The organism is Polyangium fumosum (genome assembly GCF_005144585.1).
Taxonomy (GTDB): domain Bacteria; phylum Myxococcota_A; class Polyangia; order Polyangiales; family Polyangiaceae; genus Polyangium; species Polyangium fumosum.
Genome location: NZ_SSMQ01000030.1, coordinates 52,799 through 77,591, shown reverse-complemented (window position 1 = coordinate 77,591; position 24,793 = coordinate 52,799). Strand labels below are relative to the sequence as shown.

The following is a 24,793-nucleotide window of genomic DNA, read 5'->3' as shown; positions in this document are numbered from 1 at the left end:
CCGGGATCGGCGCCTGGTGAGGGAGCCAGGACACGCGGGGAGCGCGGCGCGTGTCCTGGCGGGTTGACGAGCGCGCGCTCTCAGGGCGCCGCGGCTCTCCGCGCCACGAGCATCACCTCGCCGACCTCGGCGCCTTTCTTGACCCAGCGGTAGAGGAGCACGCCGCCCGCGAGCGTGCTGCCGGGCATCGCGGCGAGGCTTCCGGTGGCCGTGAGGACGGGCGCGAGCTTGTCGCGATCGAGCACGGCGAATTGGTCGCCGCCGCTGACCGTCACGAAATCGGAGAACGCGTGCAGGTTCGGCAGGGGAGCGACGGCGCGCGCCCGCTCCTTGCCGGCGACGTCGTAGGCCACGAGGTCTTTGTTTTCGAGGTAAAAGCCGCCGCTCGGGTCGTCGTGGACCGTCGTGCCCGCGGGGATGTGGACGGTCGTGGTGACGGCGCCGTTCGCGGGGTCGAGGAGGAGGAGGTCGAGCGGCGGATCGCCGTTCGTCTCGACCGCATAAAAGGGGAGGTGGGTGCCGCGCGGGACGGCGAACGCTCCCGCGGGGACCTTGGCGCGCCAAACGGGTTTTCCGGTCCGGATGTCGTGGAGGAACGCCGCGTCCTCTGCGAACCGGAAGAGCCCGGGCGGGTTGTTGCTCCAGGCGAGGAAGCTCTTCTGGACACGATCGATGTTTGCCTCGGGCGGCGAGGCCCAGCGCCGGGCGCCGGTCTCTGTGTCGAAGACCGTGACTTCTTCGGCCGAGCTGACGAGCCAGAAGAGCTTGCCGTCCGGGGAAAAGGTCGGGTCGTCGCGGGGGGGCTCGCCGGGCGGGTTTGGCGTGCGATAACGGACGGCGCCTGTCTTCGCGTCGAGCCCGAGCAAGACGAGCGGGTGCGAGAGGCGGCCGACGATGGGCTTGGTTTTGTCCTCGACGAGGACCACGGTCGTTTGGCCATGGCCTCCGACGAGCGTGGTGCCTCGGCCATAACAACCGGAGCTCGGCGTGCCGTCGGGGTCCCACTCCTCGATGTGGGTCTTTTCGAACGAGGCTTTTTCGAGGGGCGCGAGGGTCTTGCAGTCGACGATCTGGAGCGTGCATTCGCAGGCGAACGCGCACGCGGCGCCGCGCGTGACGAGCGTGCAGGTGCCGTTCGGCGGGACGCGCGCGGGCGCGTCGTGGGCGCCGGTCGTCGGATCGAGCGTGACGAGCTGATCGGCGGCCCAGTAGACGACCTTGTCGCCCCGCAGGCCGAGCGTGTGCCGGCCGCGCGCGGCTTCGGGCAGGAGTTTTTTGCGAAAGCGGAGCGCCCCGGTTTTTGTGTCGTACCCGGCGAGCGTGACGAAATCGGGCTCGATGACGATCGTGGTGTCCCTGGCGATCAAGGCATCCCATGCAGGGATGTGTAGCCGGACCTCGACGTCGCCGGTGAGCGTGCCCGTGGGCGGCGACGTGTCGGGGGCTGGTGTGGGTGCTGGTTTTGCGGAGCCGGCTGCGACGGCCACGGGGGGCGCGGCGGAGGCGAGGGGCGTGGGGGGGCGGCTGCTGGGGTCCGGGGGATGGGATGCACAGGCGGCTGCGAGGAGGGCGGGGCAGGCGAGCCGTGGGGAGAATCGAGCGCGCACGGCAGGAGGGTACAGGAGGCCCGTCGGGCTGGGAACCGTCCGGCATCCGGCTTGCCCCGGGGAGGGGTCATGCGGAGCCATCTCCCGCTCGGTGTGCAAAGCCGGTCGCGGCGCGCGCATGCGCGCTGGCGCAGGCTCTCCCGGGCCGACCGTGGAGACGCGCGCCGGACGCTCGTGCCCTTCGGCCGGCTGATCCGGCCGGGCGTCGGGGTTCGGCGCTTCGTCAAGGACCTTTATAGGGAGTTTCGCGAGGACCAGATCTCGACGGGCGCGGCGGCGCTCGCGTATTTTCTGATGCTATCGATCTTCCCCGCCGCCATTTTCCTCCTGAGCTTGCTGCCGTACTTGCCGATTCCGGACCTGGAGCCGGCGATCATGGACCTTTTGGGGGAGCTGATGCCGACGCAGGCGGCGGAGCTCTTCACGACCACGATTGATCGGGTGCTTTCGGAGCGGCGGGGCGGGCTGCTCTCGGTGGGCCTGCTCGGTACGTTGTGGGCTGCGTCGAACGGGCTCAATGCGGTGATTCAGCAGCTCAACGTGACGTACGACGTGCGTGAGACGCGGCCTTTCTGGAAGACGCGGGGGATGTCTTTGTTGCTCGTCCTGCTCTTTGGGGCGCTTGTCGTGACGGCGTTCGGGCTGATCGTGTTTGGCGGGATCTTGCAGCGCGAGGTGGCGGAGATCATTGGCTGGAGCGGCGCGCTCTTGAGGCTCTTCTCTGCGTTTCGTTGGATGGTGATCCTGGGCTTTTTGCTGACGGCGTTCGCGGTCGTGTATTCCTTCGGGCCGAACGTGGAGCAGCGGTTCCGGTTCATCTCGCCGGGCGCCGTGTTCGGGGTCGGGGTGGTCATCCTGGCTGCCCTCGGGTTTCGCTTTTATGTGGCGAACTTCGGGAAATACGAGGCGACGTACGGGAGCCTCGGCGCGGTGATCGTGCTCCTCTTGTGGCTCTACGTCGTGGGCATCGTGATCCTGCTCGGCTCCGAGGTGAACTCGCTGCTCGAACACTACGCACAAAACGGCACACGCAAAGGCGAACGCCAACGACCAGGCTCAAACGCCTGACACCAAGCGAAGCGCCCACGCCGCCGCCCCCCCCCGGGGCTCCGCCCCGGTCCCCGCGGGGGGCTGTCCGCCCCCTCGACCCCGGACCAGCGAGGCGCTGGACCCAGGATTGAAAAACTGCGCGATGCGCAGTTTTTCAAACAGGCCGACGAAGCACCCTGGTCGCCAGCCGAACCCACAGCGCGGCTGTCTTGCTCGGCGACGCCGTTGCGGGTCTTGACCCGGGCCTGTTCGATGAACTGCGCATCGCGCAGTTCATCGAGCTTGGGTCCAGCCCCTGGCTGGTCCGGGTCCAGGGGCGGACAGCCCCTGGTCGGGGTCCGGGGTGAAACCCCGGGGTGGGGGTGCGGGTGCCCTGTCCTGTCCGGGGCGGGATACGTGCGAGGCAGAGGCCCGGCGCCTTGCTCTGCAGGGACCGGCAAACTAGGCTGCGCCGCGCCATGTCGCCCGAACCTGTCTTTCGTCGTCCGAACGCTGCGGGCTCCTTGCCACGCCGGGTGCGCTTCGCCTCTGCTGCGCTGGTCCTCGTTGCCTCGGGCCTCGTCGGCGCCTCTGGCTGCTTCGCGCTCGCGGATGGCCTGCCGCCGCCTCTCGATGCGTTCTACTACCCGACGGGCCTCGTGGTTTCGCCGGGGGGGACGGCGCTCTACGTGGCGAACTCCGATGTCGACCTGCAATACAACGGCGGCACGGTCTTCGCGCTCGACCTCGTCAAGCTTCGGGCTGACACGGGCAAGTTGCGGCAGGCGATCGTTGACGCGGCTGCGAGCTCTGCCGGGGGCGACGAGGCGATGCGCGCGGCTTGTGGCACGCTGGGCGTTGGGCGGAACGACAACACCACGCTCTACCCGGGGCCTTGTGCGCCCGTCGCGCTCGCTCCGTACCAGCAGGGCGGCAAGGCCGTGACGATCGGCGCCTTTGCTTCGGATGCGGTGATCGCGGTCAAGCCGAACCCTTGCGCGGACGGCCGCGGGGCGCGCCTCTTCGTGCCGGTGCGCGGCGATCCCTCCGTGACGTACTTCAACATCACCGACGATCGCGAGATCAACTGCGACGGCGCCCCGCTGCCTGCTTCGTCGCCTTGTGGGGCCACGATCTGCCTCGATTGCGGCGTGACGACGGCGGGCGGGCGTTGCGCGCGGGACTTCCTCGTCGGCCGGGATCCTTCGGACAGCCAGCGTGGGCTCACGCTGCCCGTCGAGCCTTTTGGGATCGCGGTGGACGATCGCAGCGAGTCGATCGTGGTCGTGCACCAGACCGAGCAGACGGCGAGCCTCGTCGTGAACCGGTGGGAGAGCGAGCCTGTGCTCGAGCACTACCTCACGAACTTGCCGCCGGGGCCGACGGACGTCGCGAGCTTCCCGATCCCGCGGTTCATCGAGGAGAACCGGGAGACGGTCGACTACACGCCTGCGTTTGGGGTGAGCTTTCGATCGACGGCGGTGTTCGACGTGCTGCGGTACAACGATGATGGCGGGTCGAGCCCGGCGCGGCCGTTCGTCACGCGGAACGCGTCGGTGCGGATCGGGACGACGGCGAGCTCGACGGACTCGCGTGGCATCGCGGTGGATGGGTCGAAGCGGCGGGCGTGCGAGGAGATGTGCCCGACGGGTGCTGTGCGAAACGGCTGCCTGCGGGCTTGCGCCGAGGACAATCCGCTTGGGATCTACATGGCGAACCGCGCTCCGGCGGCGCTCGTGATCGGGCAGGTCGAGACGCGGTTCACGGAGCGCGAAGGGCCGAACGGGCCGGAGGTGACGGGCGCGTTCGAGGAGGTCACGTTCCACGACTCGGTGCCGCTCGCGTTCGGCGCGTCGCGCGTGAAGATGGGGCAGATCATCGGCAAGGATGGCTTGCCGGCGTGGCGTGTCTTTGCGGTCACGTACGATTCGGGGATCGTCTTCTCGTATGACCCGGCCTCGCGGCGTGTGGACAACGTCATCAAGACGGGCCGTGGCCCGCACGCGCTCGCGTTCGACACGGAGCGGGTGCGGGACGAGGCGGGGAACCTGGTGCTCGACGCGGAGGGCAAGCCGATCTGGTACTCGACGATGTACGTCGCCCAGTTCACGGACTCGTACGTCGGCGTCGTGGACCTCGACATGCGGAACCAAGCCACGTTCGGGGCCTTGTACATGACGCTCGGCCAACCGGTGCCGCCCAAGGAGTCACAATGAAGCGGCGTTTTTCCCATTCCCCCCTCGGCGGCCTTGCGCTCGCCGCGCTCGGCTTGCCCCTGGCGCTCGTCTCCAGCGGCGGATGCCAGACGCAGACGGTGCCGACGGCGGTGCGCGCCCTCGAGCGCTCGGGGCGCGTGTCGTTCCTTTGCCTCGGCGCGCCGGGCGTCGGGACGACGCCGGCGCTGCCCTTCGAACGGTGCAGCGGCACGCGGTTCGAGACGCCGGAGTCGTACGCCGTGGCGAACGGGGTGACGACGCAGCCGCACCTCTACGCGCTCGTGACGCAGACGACGCGCGGCGAGGTGGCCGTGGTCGACATGAGCACGAAGGTCGACGCCGTGCTCGATTCGAATCCGCGCGTGCCGGGCGCGAACTTCCTGCCGATCGGCGCGCAGCCCGTCGACATCGCGAGCACGAACGGCAGCATGGCGGCGTTCGTCGGCGTGGCCGAGCCCGGCCGCGAGGGGATTTTTGCTCTCGCGGCGAAGGACATCCGCGTCTGCGATACCTGCGCGCCGAAGTCGCTGTCGAGCTGGCCTGCCTGCGCGTTGCCCGGCGCGCCCGGGGAGATGCTCGTCGTCTACGATCCGAAGAACGACGCGGACGAGGTGCGCGCGCGCTGCGATGACGCGACGTTCACGAAGCCGCGGGATCCCGAGCCCGATGGGGCCGGCGGTTACCTCGTCGACCTCACGCAGGAGGGCCTCGGGCGGCCGAAGCTCGTCGTGACGATCCCCGATCACGGCGCGCTCGCGGTGATCGACGCGCAGACGCTCTTCGATGTGGAGCGCGAGGCCGACGGTACGCCGAAGAAGGATCCCGCGACGGGCGAGCTCTCGTACGTGCACGCGCCGGGCTCGTGGAAGGCGTGCCCCATCGATCGCTGGGTGCCGCTCACGGTGGATTTGCCCGTGCAGAGCCCGCCCGCGCCCCCGCCGACGGGCGCCGCTTGCATCGCGCCCCCCGTGACCCCGCCCGCGCCGGCGCAGGCGTATGATGCGCGCCCCGCGGGGATCACGCTCTCGGAGAAGCGGCTCTTCGTCGGCGACATCGACGCGCCGGTCGTGCACGTGCTCGACATGAAGACGCCGTGCGAGCCGATCGAGCGCGATCCGCTTCTGCCGACGTCGCTGCGCGAGCCTTCGCGGGTCGTGACGACGAGCCAGCTCGCGGCGTCGCCGACGCTCGCAGGATCGCTCGATCGGTTCCTCTACGCGGTCGACGATCTCGACGGCAGCGTGATGGTCTTCGACATCGCCGAGGACGCGACGTCGCGCAGGCCGATCACGCGGCCGCACCCCGAGTGGACGCCCGGGCAGGCGCCCGATCGCGTGGAGTTCGGCGTGCCCGTGCAGGATCTCGTGATCATCGAGCGCGACAACCCGCTGCCCATCCCGAGCACGGGCGTGGCGCCGGAGGGCGTGCGTTGCAATCCGGATCCGGATCTCACGGTCTGCACGTCGACCGCGACGTCGTGTGATCCCGAGACGCTCTACCGGACGAGCGGGACCTACGAGACCGGCGCGGGGCCGACGCGCATGCGCGGGGCGTTCGCGTACGTGGTGCTCGGCACGGGGCAGATCGCGATCGTGGACATCGACGATTACGACGCGTTTTGCCGCGCGCCGACGCGGTACACGTATCTCTACGGCTGCCCGCCTCCCGGCGCGCCGGCGGGCCTCGCCGACGAGGAGGCGCTCGCGAGTTCGGGCGAGGTCTCGTGCAACGTCGTCGTGCCGCATACGCCGCGCAGCGCGAACTACATGCGGACGTCGGAGCGGACGGGCCAGAACCAGCCCGGCCTTTCGGGGTTCCCCTTGCTTTACAACAACCAGGGGACGCTCCAATCGACGTTTGATCTCGACGCGCCGCTGCTCCGCGCGACGGTGCCCGCGCCCAAGGACGCGAGCGAGGCGATCCCGGCCGTGCATTTCACGCTCGCCGTGGGCGGGACGCTGCGGGTGATCGATCAAAAGACGGGGCTCACGACGAACGCCGGGGATCTCGAGCACACGGTCGCGATGAATCTCGAGGATCCGCGCGCCCAGTCGACGAGCCAGACGTTCACGATCACCTACGAGGGGGCTTTGCCGGGGTTCGCCGGGAAAGCGGCCCGGCTCGATCTCACGGGCGGGCCCGTGGCGTCGCTCTCCGACGCGGCGAGCCGCTTCTGCGATTCGGGCGTGCTCGGGCAGCGCGCCTGGGAGGAGATCCTCGCGAGCGAGGGCGACGCGAACGCCGCGGCGAATGCGAAGTCCCTCGCCGATTACGTGCAGATCGGGTCGAACATCCCCGCGGAGGACGACGTTCACTGGAAGAGCCCGGAGACACAAGGGGTCTGCACGTTCCAGCAATGCAAAGCGACGTTCGGGCCGGCGGAGCTGCCGCGGCAGGCGCGCGACATCACGATCGTGGAGGCGTATCAGGATCGGCTGGAGCTCGGCGCGTCACGCGGCGGCGCCGCGCCGGAGGTCATCGAATGCTGCTTCCCGACGCTCGTCGGGTTCAATGTCCGCGTGGGCGGGCAATGGGCCGTGACGGGCAACGCCTCGGGCTTCTTGCACCACGTGATCTCCGCGCCGGAGAGCGCCGGCACGACGCCGCTCGGGGCTTGCCGCAATTCGTGTGACCCGACGCTCGCGCGGCAAAACGGCCGCGTGCGCGCCGCGCCCCACGGCGTGGTGGTGAAGGACGGGGATCCCCTCGCGTTCATCAATCCGTTCTTCCGCATGGCCATCAACGATCCGGCGCCCGACAACGAATTCGACGCGGTCCCGGACGACAAGAGCACGACGGCCGACGACGCGCGCGCCGCGGCGATCAACGCCCCGCCGCGCGACACGTTCTTCCAGTTCGCGACGCAGGGCTCGTTCCGCCCGCTCATTCTGAACCTCGCCTCGGCCACGACCGAGATCCAGCCCCAGGCCATCTCGTTCGTCCCCTCCACCGGCGAGCTCGCCATCACGGACGGCTCGCTCGAAGGCCTCATCCTCCTCTCGGCCAGCCGCCTCGACATCACGCGCCAGTATTATTGAAGCCAAGGTTCGTCCACGGACCCTGAACGTCTGTCGAGGTGCGTCGTTTTTCCTAGGCGCCCTGGACAAACGAAGCGGACCCGCCGGGCGAATCATGGTAAGGGGGGGCCGTGCAAGCTCGGAGCAACGGCAAAAAGCTCACCCCCGTGATGCGGCAGTACGAGGAGGCCAAGGCTGCCCATCCCGATGCAATCCTGTTTTTCAGGATGGGGGATTTTTACGAGATGTTCCGGGAGGACGCCGTCATTGCGGCGCGCCTCCTCGACATCACCCTCACGAGCCGGAACAAAGGGAATCCCGACGAAGAACCGATGGCCGGTGTGCCCCACCACGCGGCTGCCGGATACGTCACCCGCCTGCTCGCCTTCGGGCACAAGGTGGCCATCTGCGAGCAGATGGCCGATCCCTCGACGGTGAAGGGGATCGTGCCGCGGCAGGTGGTGCGGGTGATCACGCCGGGGCTCGTGACGGACACGGAGCAGCTCGACGCGCGGGCAAACCACTACCTCGTGGCCGTGGACAACGAGTCCGGCAATGCGGAACGAGGGATTGCGCTGCTCGATCTTTCGACCGGGGAGCTGTCGGCCGGGATGATTCCCGATCTCGCGTCCCTGCTCGCGGAGCTCGCGCGTTGTGATCCGCGGGAGGTGCTCGTGGGCGGGGGGCTCGACCCGGACGTGAAGAAGGGCGCCGAGCTCGCGGCGCCCCGGGCGGTGCTGCGGGACGACGAGCCGCTCGACGATGGAGACGTGGCGGCCACGATCGACGGAGCGGTGGCGGAGCCGATCGCGGCGGAGGCGGCGTCGACGTTGTCGCTCTCGGCGCGGCGGGCGGCGGCGCGGGCGCTGCGGTTCGCGCACAAGTGCACGCCGGGCAGCCCGCTGCCCGTGCGGAGGATCGCGCCGTACGACCCGACAGCGACGATGCGGATCGACGAGACGGCGCAGGTGCACCTCGAGCTCGTGCGAGGGGCGGACGGGTCGCGGAAGGGGACGTTGCTCGAGACGGTGGACGCGACGGTGACGCCGGCGGGGGCGCGGCTCCTGCGGCGGAGGCTGCTCTCGCCGCTGATCGACGTGGCGTCGATCCGGCGGCGGCTCGACGAGGTGCAGGCGTTCGTGGAGAACCCGCGGGCGCGGGGGGATCTGCGGGAGGCGCTCGCGAGGGTGGGTGATCTGGAGCGGCTCAGCGTGCGTACGGTGCTGCGCGAGGCGACGCCAAAGGATCTCGGCGCGCTCCGGGACGGGCTCCTCGCGGCGCCGGCTGCGGTGGCGGCGACGCGGGTGATCGTGGATGCGGCCGGGGGTTTGGGGGCAGAGCTCGGCTTGTCCGGGCGGAGCCCCCAACGTTCGACGGGCGAAGCACGAGAGCTTTTCGGCGCGGAGGTGGACACGCTGCCGGAGATCGCGGCGAAGCTCGCGGCGGCGCTCGTCGACAGGCCGCCTGCGCTCGCGCGGGAGGGCGGGTTCGTCCGGGAGGAGTACGACGCGGAGCTCGGCACGCAACGCAGGCTCGCGCGCGGCGGCGCGGAGGAGATGACGAAGCTCGAAGCGGAGCTGCGGGAGAAGACGGGCGCGGGGTCCTTGCGCATCCGCTTCACGCGGGTGTTCGGCTGGTACATCGAGGTGACGAAGACACACCTCGGCAAGGTGCCGCCGGACTTCCGGCGCAAGCAGACGGTGGCCGGCGGCGAGCGGTTCACGAGTGATCGTCTCGACGAGCTGGCGGATGGACTGGAGAACGCCGAGTCACGCGCGCTCGCGCGGGAGACCGACATTTTTGAAGGGCTCGTGCGGGTCGTGGCGGAGAACGCGGAGCGGATCCGCAAGCTCGCGCGGACGCTCGCGTCGTGGGACGTGGCGGCGGCGCTCGCGGACGTGGCGCATCGGCAGGACTACGTGCGGCCCGCGGTGGACATGGGGGATGCGCTCGTGATCGAGGGCGGGCGGCATCCGGTCGTGGAGCGCCTCGCCGCGGCGGGTCGCTTCGTGCCGAACGACACGACGCTCGATCTCGGCGGCGATAGGCTCTGGTTGCTCACGGGCCCGAACATGGCGGGCAAGTCGACGCTGATGCGCCAGGTCGCGCTGATCACGATCCTCGCGCAGGCCGGGAGTTTCGTCCCTGCGCAGGCGGCGCGGGTCGGCGTCGTGGATCGCGTGCTCTCGCGCGTCGGCGCGAGCGACAACGTGGCGCGCGGCGAGAGCACGTTCATGGTCGAGATGCGCGAGACGGCGACGATCCTGCGTGATGCGTCGCGGCGATCGCTGGTGATCCTCGACGAGATCGGGCGCGGCACGAGCACGTACGACGGGCTCGCGATCGCGTGGGCCGTGGCCGAGCACCTCTACGACGCGGTCGGCTGCCGCGCGATGTTCGCCACGCACTACCACGAGCTGACGGAGCTCGCGCAGCACGGGCCCGGCGTGGCGAACTGGTCGGTCTCGGCGCGCGAGCACGGCGGCGACGTGGTCTTCCTGCACAAGCTCGTGCGAGGGCCGGCGAGCCGCAGCTACGGCGTCGCGGTCGCCCGACTCGCGGGGGTGCCCGAGCCGGTGCTCGCGCGGGCCAAGGCGATCCTCGCGACGCTCGAAGCCGGCGCGCCGCTGCCCTCGGGCAAACACGCGACGATGCGAGGACGCACCCGCCAGGGCTCGGTGCAGCTCGACCTGTTCGCGAAGGCGAAACCCGACACGGATGCGGCGGCGCCTGTCCTCGAAACGCTGCGCGCCGTGGAGGTCGAGCGGTTGACGCCGCTCGACGCGCTCACGTTCGTCGCGCGTCTGAAGTCGCTCCTGCCCTCCTGAACACCCCAAAAACGGCCGCGGAAAAAAGCAAGCGATCCGGCTCTGCGGGCGCACGGGCCTCCCGCACCTGTAGCTGGGACGTGCGCTTACCGTCCATCTTGCGTCGGGGAACGTTGAGGACGGTCCTGATCCGAGCCGGGCAAGGTGCGGATGCACTTTTCGGGTGATTCCTGACGGGGAGCGTGCAGAAATGACCTGCTGCCCCGATCATGACGTCTCCGAACTCCACCCAAGGATTGTCCCGGGAGCCCTTCCCGACGAACGACGCCCCGTTCCCCGGCCCTAAGGGGGATCAGGGCGTTCCGTACGTGCCGGGCCTGGTGCTCGAGGGCGTCGTGGCCGAAGGCGGGATGGGGCTCGTGTACGCGGCCCGCGAGATCTCGACGGGCCGGCGCGTGGCGCTGAAGACGCTGCGGGCCTGCTTCGCCCACGACGAGGGGGCGCACGCCCGGTTCGAGCGGGAGATCTCTTTCACGCGTCGGGTCGTTCACCCGAACGTGGCGCCGGTGCTCGGTCACGGGCGCATGAGCGACGGGCGGCCGTACTACCTGATGGAGCTTTACCGGGGCCGGACGCTCGGGGCCGTCGTGCGTGAAGACGGGCCGCTGTCGATCGGGCGCGCGCTCGAGATCACGGACCGGATCCTGGCCGGGCTCGAAGCCGTGCACGCGGCGGGGATCGTGCACCGGGATCTCACGCCGGAGAACGTCCTGCTCACCGAGGAGCCCAGCGGCGAGACGCGGGTGCTCCTGCTCGACTTCGGGTTCGCCCACGAGCCGGGCGTGGACACGGGGGACGGGGTGACGGCGGACAGCCGCGGCGCGCTCGTGGGGACGATCCGGTTCATGTCGCCGGAGCAAGTGACACGAGGCCGCGCGATCACGGCGCAGAGTGATCTGTTCGCGACGGCGCTGCTGCTCTACTACGCGGTGTCGGGGAAGCTGCCTTTCCGGGGGGAAGGGGACCTCGACGTGGCGGTGGCGACGGTGCGCAAGGCGCCGGTGCCGCTGCGCGCGGAGCTTCGAAACGTGCCGCGCGCGCTCGACATGCTCCTGTCGCGCGCGCTGGCGAAGCACCCGGACGCGCGGTTCTCGGGCGCAGCGGAGATGCGGCGCGCGCTCTCCGGATTGAGGCGCCCGCGCGCGAAGGCCGCCGGGGCGGCCGCGGCGCTCGCAGGGTAGGAGATCCCCCGCCACGCGGCAGCGGACGGCGCATCGAGCACGCCGTGCGCGCCCGCCGTGGGCCCGCTCCTTGCCATGGACGCCCGCGCTGCGCGGCATTCGCTCACGGTTCCGCCCGCGGGGCGCATTGGCGGAGAGCGCCGCCGTAGCGACAGGCTTGGAGGAGAGGGCTCATGGATGCACTCGATCTGTTGGAGCAACAGCACCGCGACGTCTGTGCGCTTCTGTCGCGGCTCGTGGAGGCGTCGCCGGTGGGCGCGGGGAGCGACGAGGCGTTTTACGCCGCGCTCCGCGCGGTCGAGGCGCACGTCCGCGTCGAGGAGGCGTACGTCTACATCGCGTGCGCGAGCAGGCTCGGCGACGACGCGAGCGTGCGCGAGGCGCGCGAAGAGCACACACGGATCCTCGACGCCGCGCGTGTCGCGCTCGCGATGTCACGCACGGCGCCGCAGTTCGCCGCGGTGATCGCGGCGCTGCGCGAGCGCTTCGAGAAGCACGCGGACGTCGAGGAGGACGTGGTGTTTCCGAAGCTCAAGCGCAGCCTCACGGACGAGGAGCTCGACGTGCTCGGCGAGGAGATCGAGCGCTCGTACAACCGGCTGCTCGCAGGCGCGGACGAGACACGCACGTCGAAGACGCGTCCGTCGGAGGACGCGTCCAGGGCGGAGCCGCACATGCGTCGAGGCGTGCGCAGGCCGGCGCCGCGCGGGGCGATCTGAGACGCGGAGTTCCTTGGGGGACCAACGAACGCAGCCCGGCTACACGGCGACCGGGCCGCCGAAGGCGCCGAAGAAGCGCGCGAGCCAGACGGCGATCATGGCGACGGCGAGGACGATCGATCCGAGGGTGACAAAGCGCGTCTGCTGGAACGCGAACGTGTACCAGCGGCCGTGGCGCACGTAGTTGTAGCTTCCTTGCAGGAGGACGAGCGCGACCACGGGGACCGTGGGGATCACGAGCGGGTGGAAGTGGACCGCCTCGTGGAGGTCTCCCGTGGCGAGGGCGAGGGCCGCGCGCGTGAGGCCGCAGCCGGGGCAAGGATGGCGCGTGATCAGCGCGAACGGGCAGAGCGGGAAGCGCACGGCGACCGCGACGGCAAACACGGCGCCGACGGCGGCGAGGCGCGTAGCGCGGCCGAGCGCGGATCCTTGGGGTCGTGGTGGGGAGGGTCGGGGGACGGGGGAGGGGTAGGGGGCGTGAAGAGGGACCGGGGCGGCGAGGGGTTCGTCCGCGCGTCGCCCCGGTTCGTCCTGCACGATCAACCCGCGTTCGGATCCCAGACCTGGTTCAGGTCCTTCGCCAGCGCGTAGGGGAAGAGCAGGATGTACATCACGAGGCTCTCCGACTGCGGGTTGCGCGAGCCGGCCTGCTGCTTCGCCCGCGCCACGAGCTCCGGCAGCTTCAGGATCATGAGCAGGTTCAGGATCGGGACGAAGAGGTGCCACGTCTGAAGCGACTCGTCCTTCGTGTAGGCCTTGAGCTCGTTCAGCATGCCGTAGCCGCCGAAGAGGTGGTACATGCCGCAGCAGAAGAGCGTGCCGAGGAGCGCGGTCGTCGGGTTGCGCGTCGTCCCGCGCATGCCGCCCATGCCGCCGCCCGGCGCGCCCATCATGGGGCCGCCGCCCATGCCCATCGGGGCGCCCATCGCGCCGCCGGGGTACTGGCCAGGAGCTACCATCGCGCCCGCGGGAGGCGCGCCGTACGCGCCGCCGGGAGGCGCGCCGTAGCCGCCGGGAGCGCCCATCGCGCTCGGATCCCCGGGCGGCGGGCCGTAGGCGCCGCCGGGCGGAGGAGCGCCGTACCCGCCCGCGGGGGGCGGAGGCGCGCTGTACCCGGCGCCCGCGGGGGGCGGAGGAGCGCCGTACCCGCCCGCGGGGGGCGGGGGAGCACCGTAACCGCCTGCGGGGGGCGGAGGAGCGCCGTAGCCGCCTGCAGGGGGCGGAGGAGCGCCGTAGCCGCCCGGAGGCAAGCCGCCCATGGGTCCGCCGGGCGGAGGCGCGCCGAAGCCACCGCCGGGGGGCGGGCCTGCCGGGGGCGGGAACGCGCCGGGCGAGGGCGGCCCCGGCGGCACGCCGGGCGGGTTCGGCGAGGGAGGCGAGAAGTTCGGGATCTGATCGATCGCGATCGTGCTCCCGAGTCCGCCCTGCGGCTCGAATCCGCCGGCCGCGGGATATCCCGGCGGAGGCGGGGGCGCGGCCAGCGGCGGGGCTGCCGTCGGGCCGAGGCCCGCGGGCGGCACACCGATCACCGTGCCTGCGAGGCCCTGATCGCCCAGCGTCGGGCCGCCGGGCGGCAGTCCCGGCGGGGGCGGCGGCGCGGCGGCCGGCAGCGGCGCCATCGGCGGCGGCGCCGGCATGGCCCCCGCGGGCGGCGTCGGGGGCTGCTGGCTCATCAGCATCGTCCCCTTGAACTTCGGCGCGGCGGCTCCTTTCAGGTTAAAGCCGCACTTCGTGCACGTCGTCGCCGTCTCCGAGTTTTGTGTCCCACAATTCGGACAGAACACGAACCACCTCCCGAGGCGCCGTGCGTCATTCGATCCAATGCGAAGGGCGCGCGGCGGCCGGCAGCCTAGTGGAGGTCCGCTCCACTTCTCAAGCACAACGCAAGGGATCGTCAGAGATCGATCGTGTGACGCGCGTGGTTGCGAGCGAGCAAACGCACACACGTGGTGAGGGAGAGGCGCGTCGCTCGCATGAAACGGAAGCCCCGCTCGGGTGTGCTCGGGCGCGCCGATGCGCGTGGGAAAAGCAGAAAGATTCGGCATGGCGAACGGCGCGCCTTGACACAACCGGGGGTCGCTCACTAGCGTGCGCGCGCCTGCAGAAGGGGCCCGAGCGAAACGCGGGCAAAACCCTTCGGGCGGCTCGCTCTCCTTCCTGTCTGGCTCGTGGCCCGACGGAGGGGCTCGAAGTCGAGCACGATGATACGTGCTCGCTTGCCGCCGCCTCGATCCACCCCTAGCCCTGCTGGCGAACGAACATGACGAAGTTCGCATTGTCTCCCGACCGCGAGAAGCACGTCGAAGAAATCCTCTCGCGTTACCCGAACCGCCAGGCGGCCTGCATCCCCGTCCTCCATCTCTGCCAAGAGCAGAATGGATGGATCTCCGACGACGTCGTCGAGTGGGTGGCGGCTCGGCTCGACCTGTCGGCCGCGCACGTGAAGGGCGTGGTGACGTTCTACACGCTCTTCAACAAGGAGCCCGTGGGCAAGCACCAGGTCTGGGTCTGCCAGACCTTGAGCTGCGCGCTCCGCGGGGCGGACGAGATCCTCCACCACTGCGAGAAGCGCCTCGGTATCCACGTCGGGCAGACGACGAAGGACGGGAAGGTGACCTTGCGGACGGCGGAGTGCCTCGCCTCGTGTGGCACTGCGCCGATGATCCAGGTCGACAAGGACTACTACGAGAACCTCACCACGGCCGAGGTCGATCGGATCCTCGATCGCCTCATCAAGTGACCCATGCTGCGACAAACGACGTATCTGACGAAGCGGTATGGCGTCCCCGAGGGGTGGACGCTCCCCGTGTACGAGCGTGACGGGGGCTATGAGCAGGCCAAGCGCGCGCTCTCGATGCCGCGGGAGGCCCTCGTCGAGGAGATGAAGGCCGCGAACATCCGCGGCCGCGGCGGCGCCGGCTTCCCGATGGGCGTGAAGTGGAGCTTCATGCCGTGGCCTCCGAAGCCGGAGAAGCCGCACTACCTCGTCATCAACGCCGACGAGGGCGAGCCCGGGACGTTCAAGGACCGGACGATCATGGAGCTCGATCCCCACGCGGTGGTGGAGGGCTGCATCATCGGCTGCTTCGGCATCGGCGCGCACGCGGCGTACATCTACGTCCGCGACGAGCTGCACCTGTCGAAGGCGCGCCTCTGGGGCGCGATCAAGGAGGCGCGCGCCAAGGGCTACCTCGGCGCGAAGCCCTTCGGGATCGACTACCCCGTCGAGGTCTACGTGCACACGGGCGCCGGCGCGTACATCTGCGGCGAGGAGACGAGCCTCCTCAACTCGCTCGAAGGCAAGCGCGGCGAGCCGCGGCTCAAGCCGCCGTTCCCGGCCCAGTCCGGCGCGTTCGGCATGCCGACGACGGTGAACAACCTCGAGACGATCGCGGCGGTGCCGGTGGCGCTGGCGATGGGCGGCGACGCCTTCTCCAAGCTCTCGGATCTGCACGATCAGAAGGACGGCGGCTGCCGGCTCTACGGCGTCTCGGGCCACGTGAACACGCCCGGCGTCTTCGAGGCGTGCGTGGGGCTCACGCTGCGCGAGCTCATCTACGACCTCGGCGGCGGCGTGAAGGGCGGCGAGCTGCTCGGCGTGATCCCCGGCGGTTCGTCGTGCCCGATCCTGCGGCCCGACGAGGTGGTGAATGCGCCGGACGCGAAGTCGCCGCTGCACCGCTGGCACGGCAAGAACGTGCTCGACGTGCCGATGGGCGTGGAGACGTACCGCGCGCTCGGGACGATGCTCGGCACGTGCTGCGCGATCGTGCTGAACAAGAACACGGACATCGTGCTCGCGATGCACAACCTGATGCGGTTCTACCGCCACGAGTCCTGCGGCCAGTGCACGCCGTGCCGCGAGGGCAGCGCGTGGCTCTTCCGCATCCTCGATCGGATGGTGCACGGCGAGGCCACGATGGAGGAGCTCGATCGGCTCCACGAGATCGCGGACAACATCATGGGCAACACGATCTGCGCGTTCGGCGAGGGCACGGCGATGCCCGCGCTCGGCTTCTTGCGCAAGTACCGCAAGGAGTTCGAGGAGCACGTGCGCACGAAGGGCAAATCCGGGACGGGGAGGCTCGCGCTGTGAACAAACTCGAACTCGCGTTCTTCGGCCTCTGCTCGGTCATCGCGCTGCTCGGCGCGGTCGTGACCGTGGGCGCGAAGAACCCGATCCGCGGGGCGATGGGCCTCCTCTCGACGATCATCGGGATCGCGGGTCTCTACCTGATGCTGGCCGCCGAGTTTCTCGCGGCGATCCAGCTCCTCGTGTACGCCGGCGCGGTCGTGATCCTCTTCCTGTTCGTGATCATGCTCCTCGGCCCGTCGGCGCAGTCGAAGCGCGACGCCCGGGGCGCGGTGGCGCGTTACGTGGGCGCGGCCGCGCTGCTCGTGAGCGGGCTCGGCGCGATGGTGCTCGTGATGCGCACGCAGTCGGGCACGCCGACGGCGCTCCCGGCCGTGCCGCCGCAGTTCGGCACGATCGAGTCGATCGGGCACGAGCTCTTCTCGACGGCGCTCGTGCCGTTCGAGCTCTCGGGCGCGCTGCTCCTCGTGGCCGTCATCGGCGCGGTCGCGGTCGCGCGCGGCAAGCAGGTGGATCCCACGCTGCTGCCCGCGGCGGACGCGAAGCCGAGCCAGGCGCCCGCACCCAACGCAGCCCAGACCAAGGAGGCGAGGTCGTGACCGTCCCGCTCGAGTACTTCGTGATCGTGGGCGCCGCGCTCTTCATGACGGGCGCGGTGGGCTTCTTGATCCGACGCAACCTGCTCGTGCTCTTGATGAGCATCGAGCTGATGTTGAACGCCGTGAACCTCACGCTGGTCGCCTTCAACCGCCAGCACGTGGGGGGCCACACCGGGCAGATCTTCACCTTCTTCATCATCGCCATCGCCGCGGCGGAGGCCGCGGTCGGCTTGGCCATCGTCCTCGCGTTCTTCCGGCTCCGCAGCACGGTGCGCTCGGACGACGCCGATCTCCTGAGGAACTAGCGTGGAAGCCCTCAAAGCTCAGTTTCCCGCAACGAACTTCACGCTCCTCGCGGTCGTCCTCGCCTTGCCGCTCCTCGGCGCCTTCGTGAACGGCGTCTTTGGCAAGCGGCTCGGCAAGGCTGGCGTCCGCCTGATGGCCCTCTCGGCCCTCGGCGGTTCGTTCATCGCGGCGCTCGCCACCTTCCTCCTCCTGCCGAAGGGGGAGGGCGGCGGCACGCTCGCGTGGACCGCTTGGCGCTGGTTCTCGTTGAACGGGCGGATGGGACAAACGGTTCCCATCGACGTCGCCTTCAGCGTCGACGCGATGAGCGCGACGATGATGCTGGTGGTCACCGGCGTCGGGTTCCTGATCCACCTGTACTCGAGCGAGTACATGGTGAAGGACCCGGGCTACCACCGGTTCTTCGCGTACTTGAACCTCTTCTGTTTCGCCATGTTGACGCTCGTCATGGCGGACAACATGGCCGTGCTCTTCGTCGGCTGGGAGGGCGTCGGTCTCTGTAGCTACCTCCTCATCGGCTTCTGGTTCGGCGACGAGAAGAACGCGACCGCGGGCAAGAAGGCGTTCATCGTCAACCGCATCGGCGACTTCGGTCTGCTCGTGGCGATGGCGATCCTGCTCTACTACACGGGATCGCTGCGCTTCGCGGAGATCAACGCGAACGCGCGGAACCTGCTCGATCCGGTCACGATCTGGCCCTTCGGCAACCTCCCGATCGAGTCGCAGTGGGACGCGGCGAACCCCGGCGCGAACGCGGCGTACAAGGCGATCGTGCACCTGTTCCTGCCCGAGAAGGGCGTGCAGGTCTACGCCTCGACGCTCGTGGGCCTGGCGATGTTCCTCGGCGCCGCCGGCAAGAGCGCGCAGATCCCGCTCTACGTCTGGCTGCCGGACGCGATGGCGGGTCCCACGCCGGTCTCCGCGCTCATCCACGCGGCCACCATGGTCACGGCGGGCGTCTACCTCGTCGCGCGCACGTCGGCGGTGTTCCTGATGTCGCCGGCCGCGATGGCGACGGTGGCGGTGCTCGGGTGCGCCACGGCGATCTTCGCCGCGTCGATCGGCCTGTTCCAGCACGACCTGAAGAAGGTGCTCGCCTACTCCACGGTGAGCCAGCTCGGGTTCATGTTCATCGGCGTCGGCGTGGGCGCGTTCGCCGCGGGCTTCTTCCACGTCTTCACGCACGCGTTCTTCAAGGCCTGCCTCTTCCTCGGCGCAGGCTCGGTGATCCACGCGATGCACGCGCGGATCCACGACACGGACAAGTCGCAGGACATCCGCAACATGGGCGGCCTGAAGAAGTTCATGCCCATCACGCGGTGGACGTTCCTGCTCTCGTGCTTCGCGATCGCCGGCGCGCCTCCGCTCGCCGGCTTCTGGTCGAAGGACGAGATCCTGTGGCGCGCGTTCTCGACGAAGATCGTCGCGCCGGAGGTCGGCCGTTTGGAGCCGCTCTGGACGTGGCCCTCGTGGCTTGGCCAGGGGATCTACTGGGTCGGCGTGGTCGCCGCGACGATGACGGCGTTCTACATGTTCCGCGCCTACTTCCTCACGTTCCACGGTGAGTTCCGCGGGTGGAAGATCGTCGCGGGCTGGAAGGAGCCGAAGCACGGCCACGGTCATGACGATCATGGCCACGACGATCACCACGATCACCACGACGACGGCGCGCCGCTCGAGGGGCCGAAGCCCCACGAGTCGCCGCTCGCGATGACGCTCCCGCTCATGGTGCTCGCGGTCTTCGCGGTCTTCGCGGGCTTCCTGATGGCCGAGCCGATCCACATCGAGCCGCTCGGGCACATGCTCTCGCCGGTCTTCACGCGGGCGCACGACGCCGTCGTGCTGCGCGCCGAGGGCGTCGAGAAGCTCATGTGGCCGATGATGGGCCCCGGCGTGGCGGCGTTCCTCGGCGGCACGGGCGCGGCGATGGTCGTGTACCTGAACAAGGGCGGCGCGCCGGAGGAGTCGTTCAAGAAGGCGGCGCCGGGCCTCTACAGGCTCATCTACGACAAGTGGCGGATCGACGAGCTCTACGACGCGGTGGTCGTCGGGATGGTGGACGCGCTCGCGGACATCTTCACGGCCGCGGACAAGTGGCTCATCGACGGCGTCCTCGCGAAGCTCACGGCGGCGATCGTCGCGTTCTTCGGGACGGTCCTCCGCACGTTCCAGACCGGCCGCGTGCAGGTCTACGGCGCTGCGATGGCCCTCGGCCTCGCGGGCGTGGGCTTCTTCCTGGTCCGGCCGCACGCGGAAGCGACGGTCGACGATTCGAAGCTCCGCTCGGCCGGCGAGGTGGTCATCTCGGCGGCGCCCGGCCCCGGCTACACCTACCGCTGGGAGGGGACGGGGACGGAGCAGAAGGACTTCGGCGTGGTCCGCGAGGTCCGCATCAACGTCAATCCCGGGGAGACGAAGGACGTCAAGCTGCACGTGCGCAACGCGTTCGCGCAGGAGGCGACCCAGTCGTTCGCGGTCACGCGGCCTGGCCGCGGCTTCCCGTCCTCTGCGGCGCCTGTCCCGCTCGTGCCTGGGACGGTGGTGCCGGCGGGCGGCGGTAGCATTCCTGCGAAGGACATCCCCGGGCTCATCAACCCGCGAGGCGCACAATGAGCCCGCTCGATTTCGTGTTTCAGTACTGGCCTGCGATCGGCGCGGGCATCCTCGGCGCACTCGTCCCGCGGGGCGACGCGTCGACGAAGCAACGCGCCGGCCTGGGCTTCATCACGGCCCTCACCACGCTCTTCGTGATCTGGCTCTGGCCGACCGAAGGCGCGGCGCAGGCGGCGAAGGTCCCGGGCGAGTGGCCCCACCTGCTCAACCTGCTCATCGCGCTGCCCCTCGTGGGCGCGGCGGCGGTGTTGTTCATCCCGCGGCAGATGCTCTCGTTGCTCCGCGGCTTCACGTACGTGGTGCTCGGCATCGGGTTCGTCGCGTCGCTCTGGCTGCTCACCGTCCCGATGACCGCGGGCTGGCACTTCCAGTACATCAAGGACTGGATGCCCACGCTTGGCATCCGCTACCACGTCGCGATCGACGGCATCAGCCTGTGGCTCGTGCTCCTCACGACGTTCGTCACGCCGATCGCGGCGTACGCGTCGTTCGGCTCGATCAAGACGCGCATCAAGGAGTTCTGCTTCGCTCTCCTGCTCCTGCAGGGCGGGATGATCGGCGCGTTCCTCGCGCTCGATCTCTTCCTGTTCTACGTGTTCTGGGAGCTGATGCTCGTGCCGATGTTCCTCATGATCGGCATCTGGGGCGGCGCGGATCGCGTGAAGGCGGCGATCAAGTTCTTCCTCTACACGATGGCCGGCTCGGTGCTGATGCTGGCCGCGATCATCTACCTCGTGTGGACGCACCAGAAGCTCACGGGTGACTTCACGTTCGACTACCTCGCGCTCTCGCGCGTGGTGCTCCCGAAGAGCGCGCAGCTCCTCTGCTTCTGGGCCTTCTCGCTGGCGTTCTTCATCAAGGTGCCGATGTGGCCGGTGCACACGTGGCTGCCGGACGCGCACGTGCAGGCGCCGACGGGCGGCTCAGTGATCCTGGCCGCCGTGATGCTGAAGCTCGGCACCTACGCGTACATGCGCTTCTCGATGGGGCTCTTCCCGGGGCCGGCCTCGAACCTGTCGGCGAACCTGGCGGGCGTGGCGATCCTGGGCGGCATCCTCTACGGCGCGCTGGTCGCGTGGAAGCAGCGCGACGTGAAGCGCCTCGTCGCGTACTCGTCGGTCGCGCACCTTGGCTTCGTGATGCTGGGGCTCTTCAGCGCGACGCCGATGGGCATGCAGGGCGCGGTGCTCCAGATGGTCAACCACGGCGTGTCGACGGGCGCGCTCTTCCTCCTCGTCGGCGTCATCTACGACAGGCGCCACACGCGCGAGGTGGACGAGTTCGGTGGGCTCGCGAAGGTGATGCCGATCTACGCGGTCGTCTTCCTGATCGTGACGTTCGCGTCGGTCGGCGTGCCGGGGACGAACGGGTTCGTCGGCGAGTTCCTCGTCATCATGGGCACGTTCCTCTCCGAGCGGCTCGGCAAGTTCGCCGGGATCCACACGGTGGGCGCGGCGGCCGGCGTGATCCTCGCGGCGGTCTACATGCTCTACGTGGTCCAGAAGATGTTCTTCGGTCCGCTCACGAACCCGAAGAACAAGCACCTGCCCGATCTCACGGTGCGCGAGTCGCTCGCGCTCGCGCCGCTCGTGCTGATGATCTTCGTCATCGGGTTCTTCCCCGCGATCTTCCTCGATCGGATGAAGGAGTCGATCCTGCTCCACCACAACCAGTACAAGGTCGTATCGGGCCAGGCGATCCTGTTCGCGGACGAGCGTGACGCGAAGCTCCTGCCCGAGGACACGTTCTCGCCGGCGTTCCTGAAGGGCATGCCCAAGAAGGAGCAGCCCGAGGCGCCGGCGGCGGGCGGCGAGGGTTCGCAGGCGGCGCTCGGCGGTGAAGGGAAGGTGGCGCAGTGAGTACGGGGCTCTTCCTCGGTCTGTCGCCGCTGCTCATCGTCAGCCTCGGCGGCCTGCTCCTGATGGTGGCGGAGGCGTTCTCGAAGCGCCGCGTCGACGAGACGTCGGACGACAGGGACGCGGGTCCCTCGTCGGAGCTCTCGCTCGGCACGACCGTTACGCTGCTCGCAGGCGCGGTGTTCGCCGCGGCGATCTGGTTCGTGGGTCCCGAGAAGCTCGAGGGCGCGTCGTTGGTCGCGCCCTGGGTGATCGTCGACCGCTTCACCCTGTTCTTCGAGTTCGTGCTTTGCCTCGGCGGCGCGCTCGCCGCGCTGCTCGCGGGTGGCTACCTGCCGGAGCATCGGCTCGATCGCGGCGAGTTTTACCCGCTCATCATCTTCTCGACCGTGGGCGCGATGATCCTCGCTGCGGCGGGGGATCTGCTCTCGCTCTTCCTCGGGCTGGAGACGATGTCGCTCGGCGTGTACGCGATGGTCGGCTTCCGCCGCGCCTCGCTGCGCAGCACCGAGGCCGCAGTGAAGTACTTCCTGCTCGGGTCGTTCGCGGCCGCGCTCCTGCTCTACGGCGGGGCGCTGCTCTACGGCGCGACGGGGCACACGGATCTCGCGGGCATCCGCGAGGCGATCGCGAACGTGCAGCCGGGCAAGGGGCCGAACTTCGCGCTCGTGATCACGGCGGCGGTGCTCATCATCGTGGGTCTCGCGTTCAAGGTGAGCGCGGTGCCGTTCCACATGTGGACGCCGGACGCCTACGAGGGCGCGCCGACGCCGACCACGACGTACATGGCCGTGGCCGTGAAGTGCGCGGCGTTCGCCACGATGCTCCGCGTGCTCATCGGCGGGTTCGGCGAGGGCGGGCTCGAGTCGTGGGCGGCGGGCTGGCCTCCGGTCGTCGCGCTGCTCGCGGTGCTCACGATGACGGTGGCGAACCTCGTCGCGGGCCAGCAGGAGTCGGTGAAGCGCATGCTCGCGTACTCGAGCATCGCGCATGCGGGGTACGTGCTCGTGGGCGTCGTCGCGACGATGCGCGCGGGCGGCGATGCGCAGGGGAGCGTGATGTTCTACCTGCTCACGTACACCGTCTCGACCGTCGGCGCGTTCGGCGCGCTCATCCTGATGGGCAGCCGCGGCGCGGAGGCGGTGAGCTACGAGGATCTCGCGGGCGTGGGCAAGCGGCACCCGGCCGCGGGCTTCGCGTTCTCGCTCTTCCTGCTCTCGCTCGCGGGCGTGCCTCCGACGGCGGGCTTCTTCGGCAAGCTCTACATCGTCAAGACGTCGATCGGCGCCGGGCTCTACCCGCTCGCGGTCATCCTGCTGCTGAACAGTGTGATCTCCGCGTATTACTACCTGCGCGTGATGGTCTACATGTACATGCGCGAGCCTGCGCCCGGCGCGCCCATCGCGAAGCCGATGCGCTCGGGGTACGTCGCGACGGCGCTTGTCGTGGCCGGCGTGCTCGTGCTCGTGCTCGGCCTGTGGCCGACGACGTCGCTGCAGATCGCGGTCGAGGCGGCCCTCGCCACGCGTTGACACCGCGGGGCCTTCGGGTTCCCTTCGCGCTCCTCGCTTCCTCCCTCAGACAGGTTCCTTGCCCCGGCGACGGCTGTTTTGCAGCGTCGCCGGGGGTATGGCAACGAGGTTGACATGAACCGACAACTCGGTTGGCAGGGTTTGCGGCAGGCTCCCTCGAAACGGCTGCGATCCAGCGCGGCGCAGGGCTTGCCCACGGCCGGGGCGATGAACCGAACTTCGATGGCCTGGCTCCTCGTGGTCCCGTGCGTCGCTGCGCTGGGCTGCCAGAACGGCGCCGCGCCCACGAACAACGACGCGAAGCCGGCGACCAGCCAGCAAGCGACGCCGGGCTCCGCTGCGCCGCAGGCATCGGCGGCGCCTGCGCCGAAGGGGCCGATTCCGAACGGCATCGGTCGCTCCAACGCGGACATCGCGAAGGTCGTGAACCCGAAGAACGAGGCGCCGTACGAAGGCCCCAAGGCCACGGTGCGCGGCACGGTGCGCATCAAGGGCGACGCGCCGCCTGCGACGAGCTTCAAGTTCCCCGCGGGCAAGTGCGGCGAGGCCTCGGCGACCTACGGAAAACTCTTCCGCGTGGGGCTCGAGGGCGCGGCGGCCGACGTGCTCGTCGCGGTGACGGGCTACAAGGGGTTCGTCCCGGCACGCGAGGAGGCCGCGAAGATCACCATCCACGGCTGCGCCTTCGCGCGCCGCACGATGGCGCTCACGTTCGGCCAGCGCATCGAGGTCGCGAACATCGACAAGATCGAGAGCTACATGCCCTACGTCGACGGCGCGCCGAAGAAGGCGGTGCTCGTGGCCGTGCCGGGGGGCGCGCCGGTGAAGCTCTACGCGTTCGAGCCCGGGCACTACATGCTGCGCGATGAGCTGCCGAACCCGTTCCTCACGGCGGACGTCTACGTGCTCGCCTACGCGACCCACGCGGTCACGGGCCTCGACGGGCAATACGAGATCCCCGGCATCCCCGTTGGCAGTGAGGTGCGCGTGAGCGCGTTCCTCCCGTCGATCGACAAGGTCGTCGAGCAGCGGATCACCCTGAAGGAAGGCGAGAACACGCTCGACCTGACGCTCGAGTACGACGCGAAGAAGGACGATCCCGAGGTGAGGCGAAAGGCCGCCGAGGAGAAGCGGGCCGCGGACGAGAAGAAGGCCGCGGACGAGAAGGCTTCTCCGGAGAAGGTCGAGAAGAAGTAG

The 24,793-nt window shown here is 69.6% G+C and carries 17 protein-coding genes; 14 read left to right on the top strand and 3 right to left on the bottom strand.

Annotated features, from left to right (window positions below; genetic code table 11):
• Positions 1 to 80 precede the first annotated feature (80 nt).
• Positions 81 to 1,367 carry a PQQ-binding-like beta-propeller repeat protein gene (locus E8A74_RS26570; RefSeq protein ID WP_170229385.1) on the bottom strand — a complete coding sequence of 429 codons (1,287 nt, stop codon included), beginning with the start codon at positions 1,365 to 1,367 and terminating at the stop codon, positions 81 to 83.
• Between the two features lie 309 nt (positions 1,368 to 1,676).
• Here E8A74_RS26570 and E8A74_RS26565 point away from each other — a divergent pair, with 309 nt between their 5' ends.
• The 6 genes from E8A74_RS26565 (at position 1,677) to E8A74_RS26540 (ending at position 12,597) form a co-directional block, all read left to right on the top strand.
• Positions 1,677 to 2,675 (top strand): YihY/virulence factor BrkB family protein, encoded by a 999-nt coding sequence (locus E8A74_RS26565; protein ID WP_170229384.1) that lies wholly within the window; start codon positions 1,677 to 1,679, stop codon positions 2,673 to 2,675.
• A 440-nt stretch (positions 2,676 to 3,115) separates the two neighbouring features.
• Complete coding sequence (locus E8A74_RS26560; RefSeq protein WP_136931876.1) at positions 3,116 to 4,852, top strand: hypothetical protein; 1,737 nt, start codon at positions 3,116 to 3,118, stop codon at positions 4,850 to 4,852.
• Positions 4,849 to 7,890 carry a hypothetical protein gene (locus E8A74_RS26555; RefSeq protein ID WP_136931875.1) on the top strand — a complete coding sequence of 1,014 codons (3,042 nt, stop codon included), beginning with the start codon at positions 4,849 to 4,851 and terminating at the stop codon, positions 7,888 to 7,890. Before E8A74_RS26560 ends, E8A74_RS26555 begins: the two co-directional genes overlap by 4 nt.
• Positions 7,891 to 8,000: 110 nt before the next feature.
• Positions 8,001 to 10,697, top strand: coding sequence for a DNA mismatch repair protein MutS (gene mutS / locus E8A74_RS26550; RefSeq protein WP_232379754.1), 2,697 nt, complete (start codon positions 8,001 to 8,003; stop codon positions 10,695 to 10,697).
• A 209-nt stretch (positions 10,698 to 10,906) separates the two neighbouring features.
• Positions 10,907 to 11,878 (top strand): serine/threonine-protein kinase, encoded by a 972-nt coding sequence (locus tag E8A74_RS26545; protein WP_136931874.1) that lies wholly within the window; start codon positions 10,907 to 10,909, stop codon positions 11,876 to 11,878.
• Between the two features lie 173 nt (positions 11,879 to 12,051).
• Positions 12,052 to 12,597: a hemerythrin domain-containing protein gene (locus E8A74_RS26540; protein ID WP_136931873.1), complete on the top strand. Its 546-nt coding sequence runs from the start codon at positions 12,052 to 12,054 to the stop codon at positions 12,595 to 12,597.
• A gap of 39 nt (positions 12,598 to 12,636) precedes the next feature.
• Here the strand turns inward: E8A74_RS26540 and E8A74_RS26535 are convergent, their stop codons facing one another.
• Both E8A74_RS26535 and E8A74_RS55615 read right to left on the bottom strand, forming a co-directional pair.
• A complete protein-coding gene (locus E8A74_RS26535) occupies positions 12,637 to 12,981 on the bottom strand; it encodes a DUF2752 domain-containing protein (RefSeq protein ID WP_232379753.1) in 345 nt (114 codons plus the stop codon).
• 155 nt (positions 12,982 to 13,136) lie between these two features.
• A complete protein-coding gene (locus E8A74_RS55615) occupies positions 13,137 to 14,381 on the bottom strand; it encodes a zinc ribbon domain-containing protein (RefSeq protein WP_170229383.1) in 1,245 nt (414 codons plus the stop codon).
• 476 nt (positions 14,382 to 14,857) lie between these two features.
• Here E8A74_RS55615 and nuoE point away from each other — a divergent pair, with 476 nt between their 5' ends.
• The 8 genes from nuoE (at position 14,858) to E8A74_RS26490 (ending at position 24,793) form a co-directional block, all read left to right on the top strand.
• Positions 14,858 to 15,337: an NADH-quinone oxidoreductase subunit NuoE gene (nuoE, locus tag E8A74_RS26525; protein ID WP_136931871.1), complete on the top strand. Its 480-nt coding sequence runs from the start codon at positions 14,858 to 14,860 to the stop codon at positions 15,335 to 15,337.
• Positions 15,338 to 15,340: 3 nt separating this feature from the next.
• Positions 15,341 to 16,693, top strand: coding sequence for an NADH-quinone oxidoreductase subunit NuoF (nuoF, locus tag E8A74_RS26520; RefSeq protein ID WP_136931870.1), 1,353 nt, complete (start codon positions 15,341 to 15,343; stop codon positions 16,691 to 16,693).
• The gene (locus E8A74_RS26515; RefSeq protein ID WP_232379752.1) at positions 16,690 to 17,289 is read left to right on the top strand and encodes an NADH-quinone oxidoreductase subunit J family protein; all 600 of its coding nucleotides are present in this window, start codon (positions 16,690 to 16,692) and stop codon (positions 17,287 to 17,289) included. The genes nuoF and E8A74_RS26515 overlap by 4 nt, the downstream gene beginning before the upstream one ends.
• On the top strand, positions 17,286 to 17,594 hold the full coding sequence (gene nuoK, locus E8A74_RS26510) for an NADH-quinone oxidoreductase subunit NuoK (RefSeq protein WP_136931869.1): 309 nt from the start codon (positions 17,286 to 17,288) through the stop codon (positions 17,592 to 17,594). The genes E8A74_RS26515 and nuoK overlap by 4 nt, the downstream gene beginning before the upstream one ends.
• Position 17,595: 1 nt before the next feature.
• Positions 17,596 to 20,208: an NADH-quinone oxidoreductase subunit L gene (gene nuoL, locus E8A74_RS26505; RefSeq protein ID WP_136931868.1), complete on the top strand. Its 2,613-nt coding sequence runs from the start codon at positions 17,596 to 17,598 to the stop codon at positions 20,206 to 20,208.
• Positions 20,205 to 22,067, top strand: a complete 1,863-nt coding sequence (locus E8A74_RS26500) for a complex I subunit 4 family protein (protein ID WP_136931867.1) — start codon at positions 20,205 to 20,207, stop codon at positions 22,065 to 22,067. The genes nuoL and E8A74_RS26500 overlap by 4 nt, the downstream gene beginning before the upstream one ends.
• A complete protein-coding gene (locus E8A74_RS26495) occupies positions 22,064 to 23,596 on the top strand; it encodes an NADH-quinone oxidoreductase subunit N (RefSeq protein WP_136931866.1) in 1,533 nt (510 codons plus the stop codon). The genes E8A74_RS26500 and E8A74_RS26495 overlap by 4 nt, the downstream gene beginning before the upstream one ends.
• Before the next feature lie 114 nt (positions 23,597 to 23,710).
• Positions 23,711 to 24,793 (top strand): carboxypeptidase-like regulatory domain-containing protein, encoded by a 1,083-nt coding sequence (locus E8A74_RS26490; RefSeq protein WP_211365452.1) that lies wholly within the window; start codon positions 23,711 to 23,713, stop codon positions 24,791 to 24,793.

What these genes read in the sequence shown, in the direction of transcription:
- E8A74_RS26565 (WP_170229384.1), top strand. Translation starts at nt 1,677, where the DNA reads ATGCGGAGCCATCTCCCGCTCGGTGTGCAAAGCCGGTCGCGGCGCGCG.
- E8A74_RS26560 (WP_136931876.1), top strand. Translation starts at nt 3,116, where the DNA reads ATGTCGCCCGAACCTGTCTTTCGTCGTCCGAACGCTGCGGGCTCCTTG.
- E8A74_RS26555 (WP_136931875.1), top strand. Translation starts at nt 4,849, where the DNA reads ATGAAGCGGCGTTTTTCCCATTCCCCCCTCGGCGGCCTTGCGCTCGCC.
- E8A74_RS26545 (WP_136931874.1), top strand. Translation starts at nt 10,907, where the DNA reads ATGACGTCTCCGAACTCCACCCAAGGATTGTCCCGGGAGCCCTTCCCG.
- E8A74_RS26540 (WP_136931873.1), top strand. Translation starts at nt 12,052, where the DNA reads ATGGATGCACTCGATCTGTTGGAGCAACAGCACCGCGACGTCTGTGCG.
- nuoE (WP_136931871.1), top strand. Translation starts at nt 14,858, where the DNA reads ATGACGAAGTTCGCATTGTCTCCCGACCGCGAGAAGCACGTCGAAGAA.
- nuoF (WP_136931870.1), top strand. Translation starts at nt 15,341, where the DNA reads ATGCTGCGACAAACGACGTATCTGACGAAGCGGTATGGCGTCCCCGAG.
- E8A74_RS26500 (WP_136931867.1), top strand. Translation starts at nt 20,205, where the DNA reads ATGAGCCCGCTCGATTTCGTGTTTCAGTACTGGCCTGCGATCGGCGCG.
- E8A74_RS26490 (WP_211365452.1), top strand. Translation starts at nt 23,711, where the DNA reads ATGAACCGACAACTCGGTTGGCAGGGTTTGCGGCAGGCTCCCTCGAAA.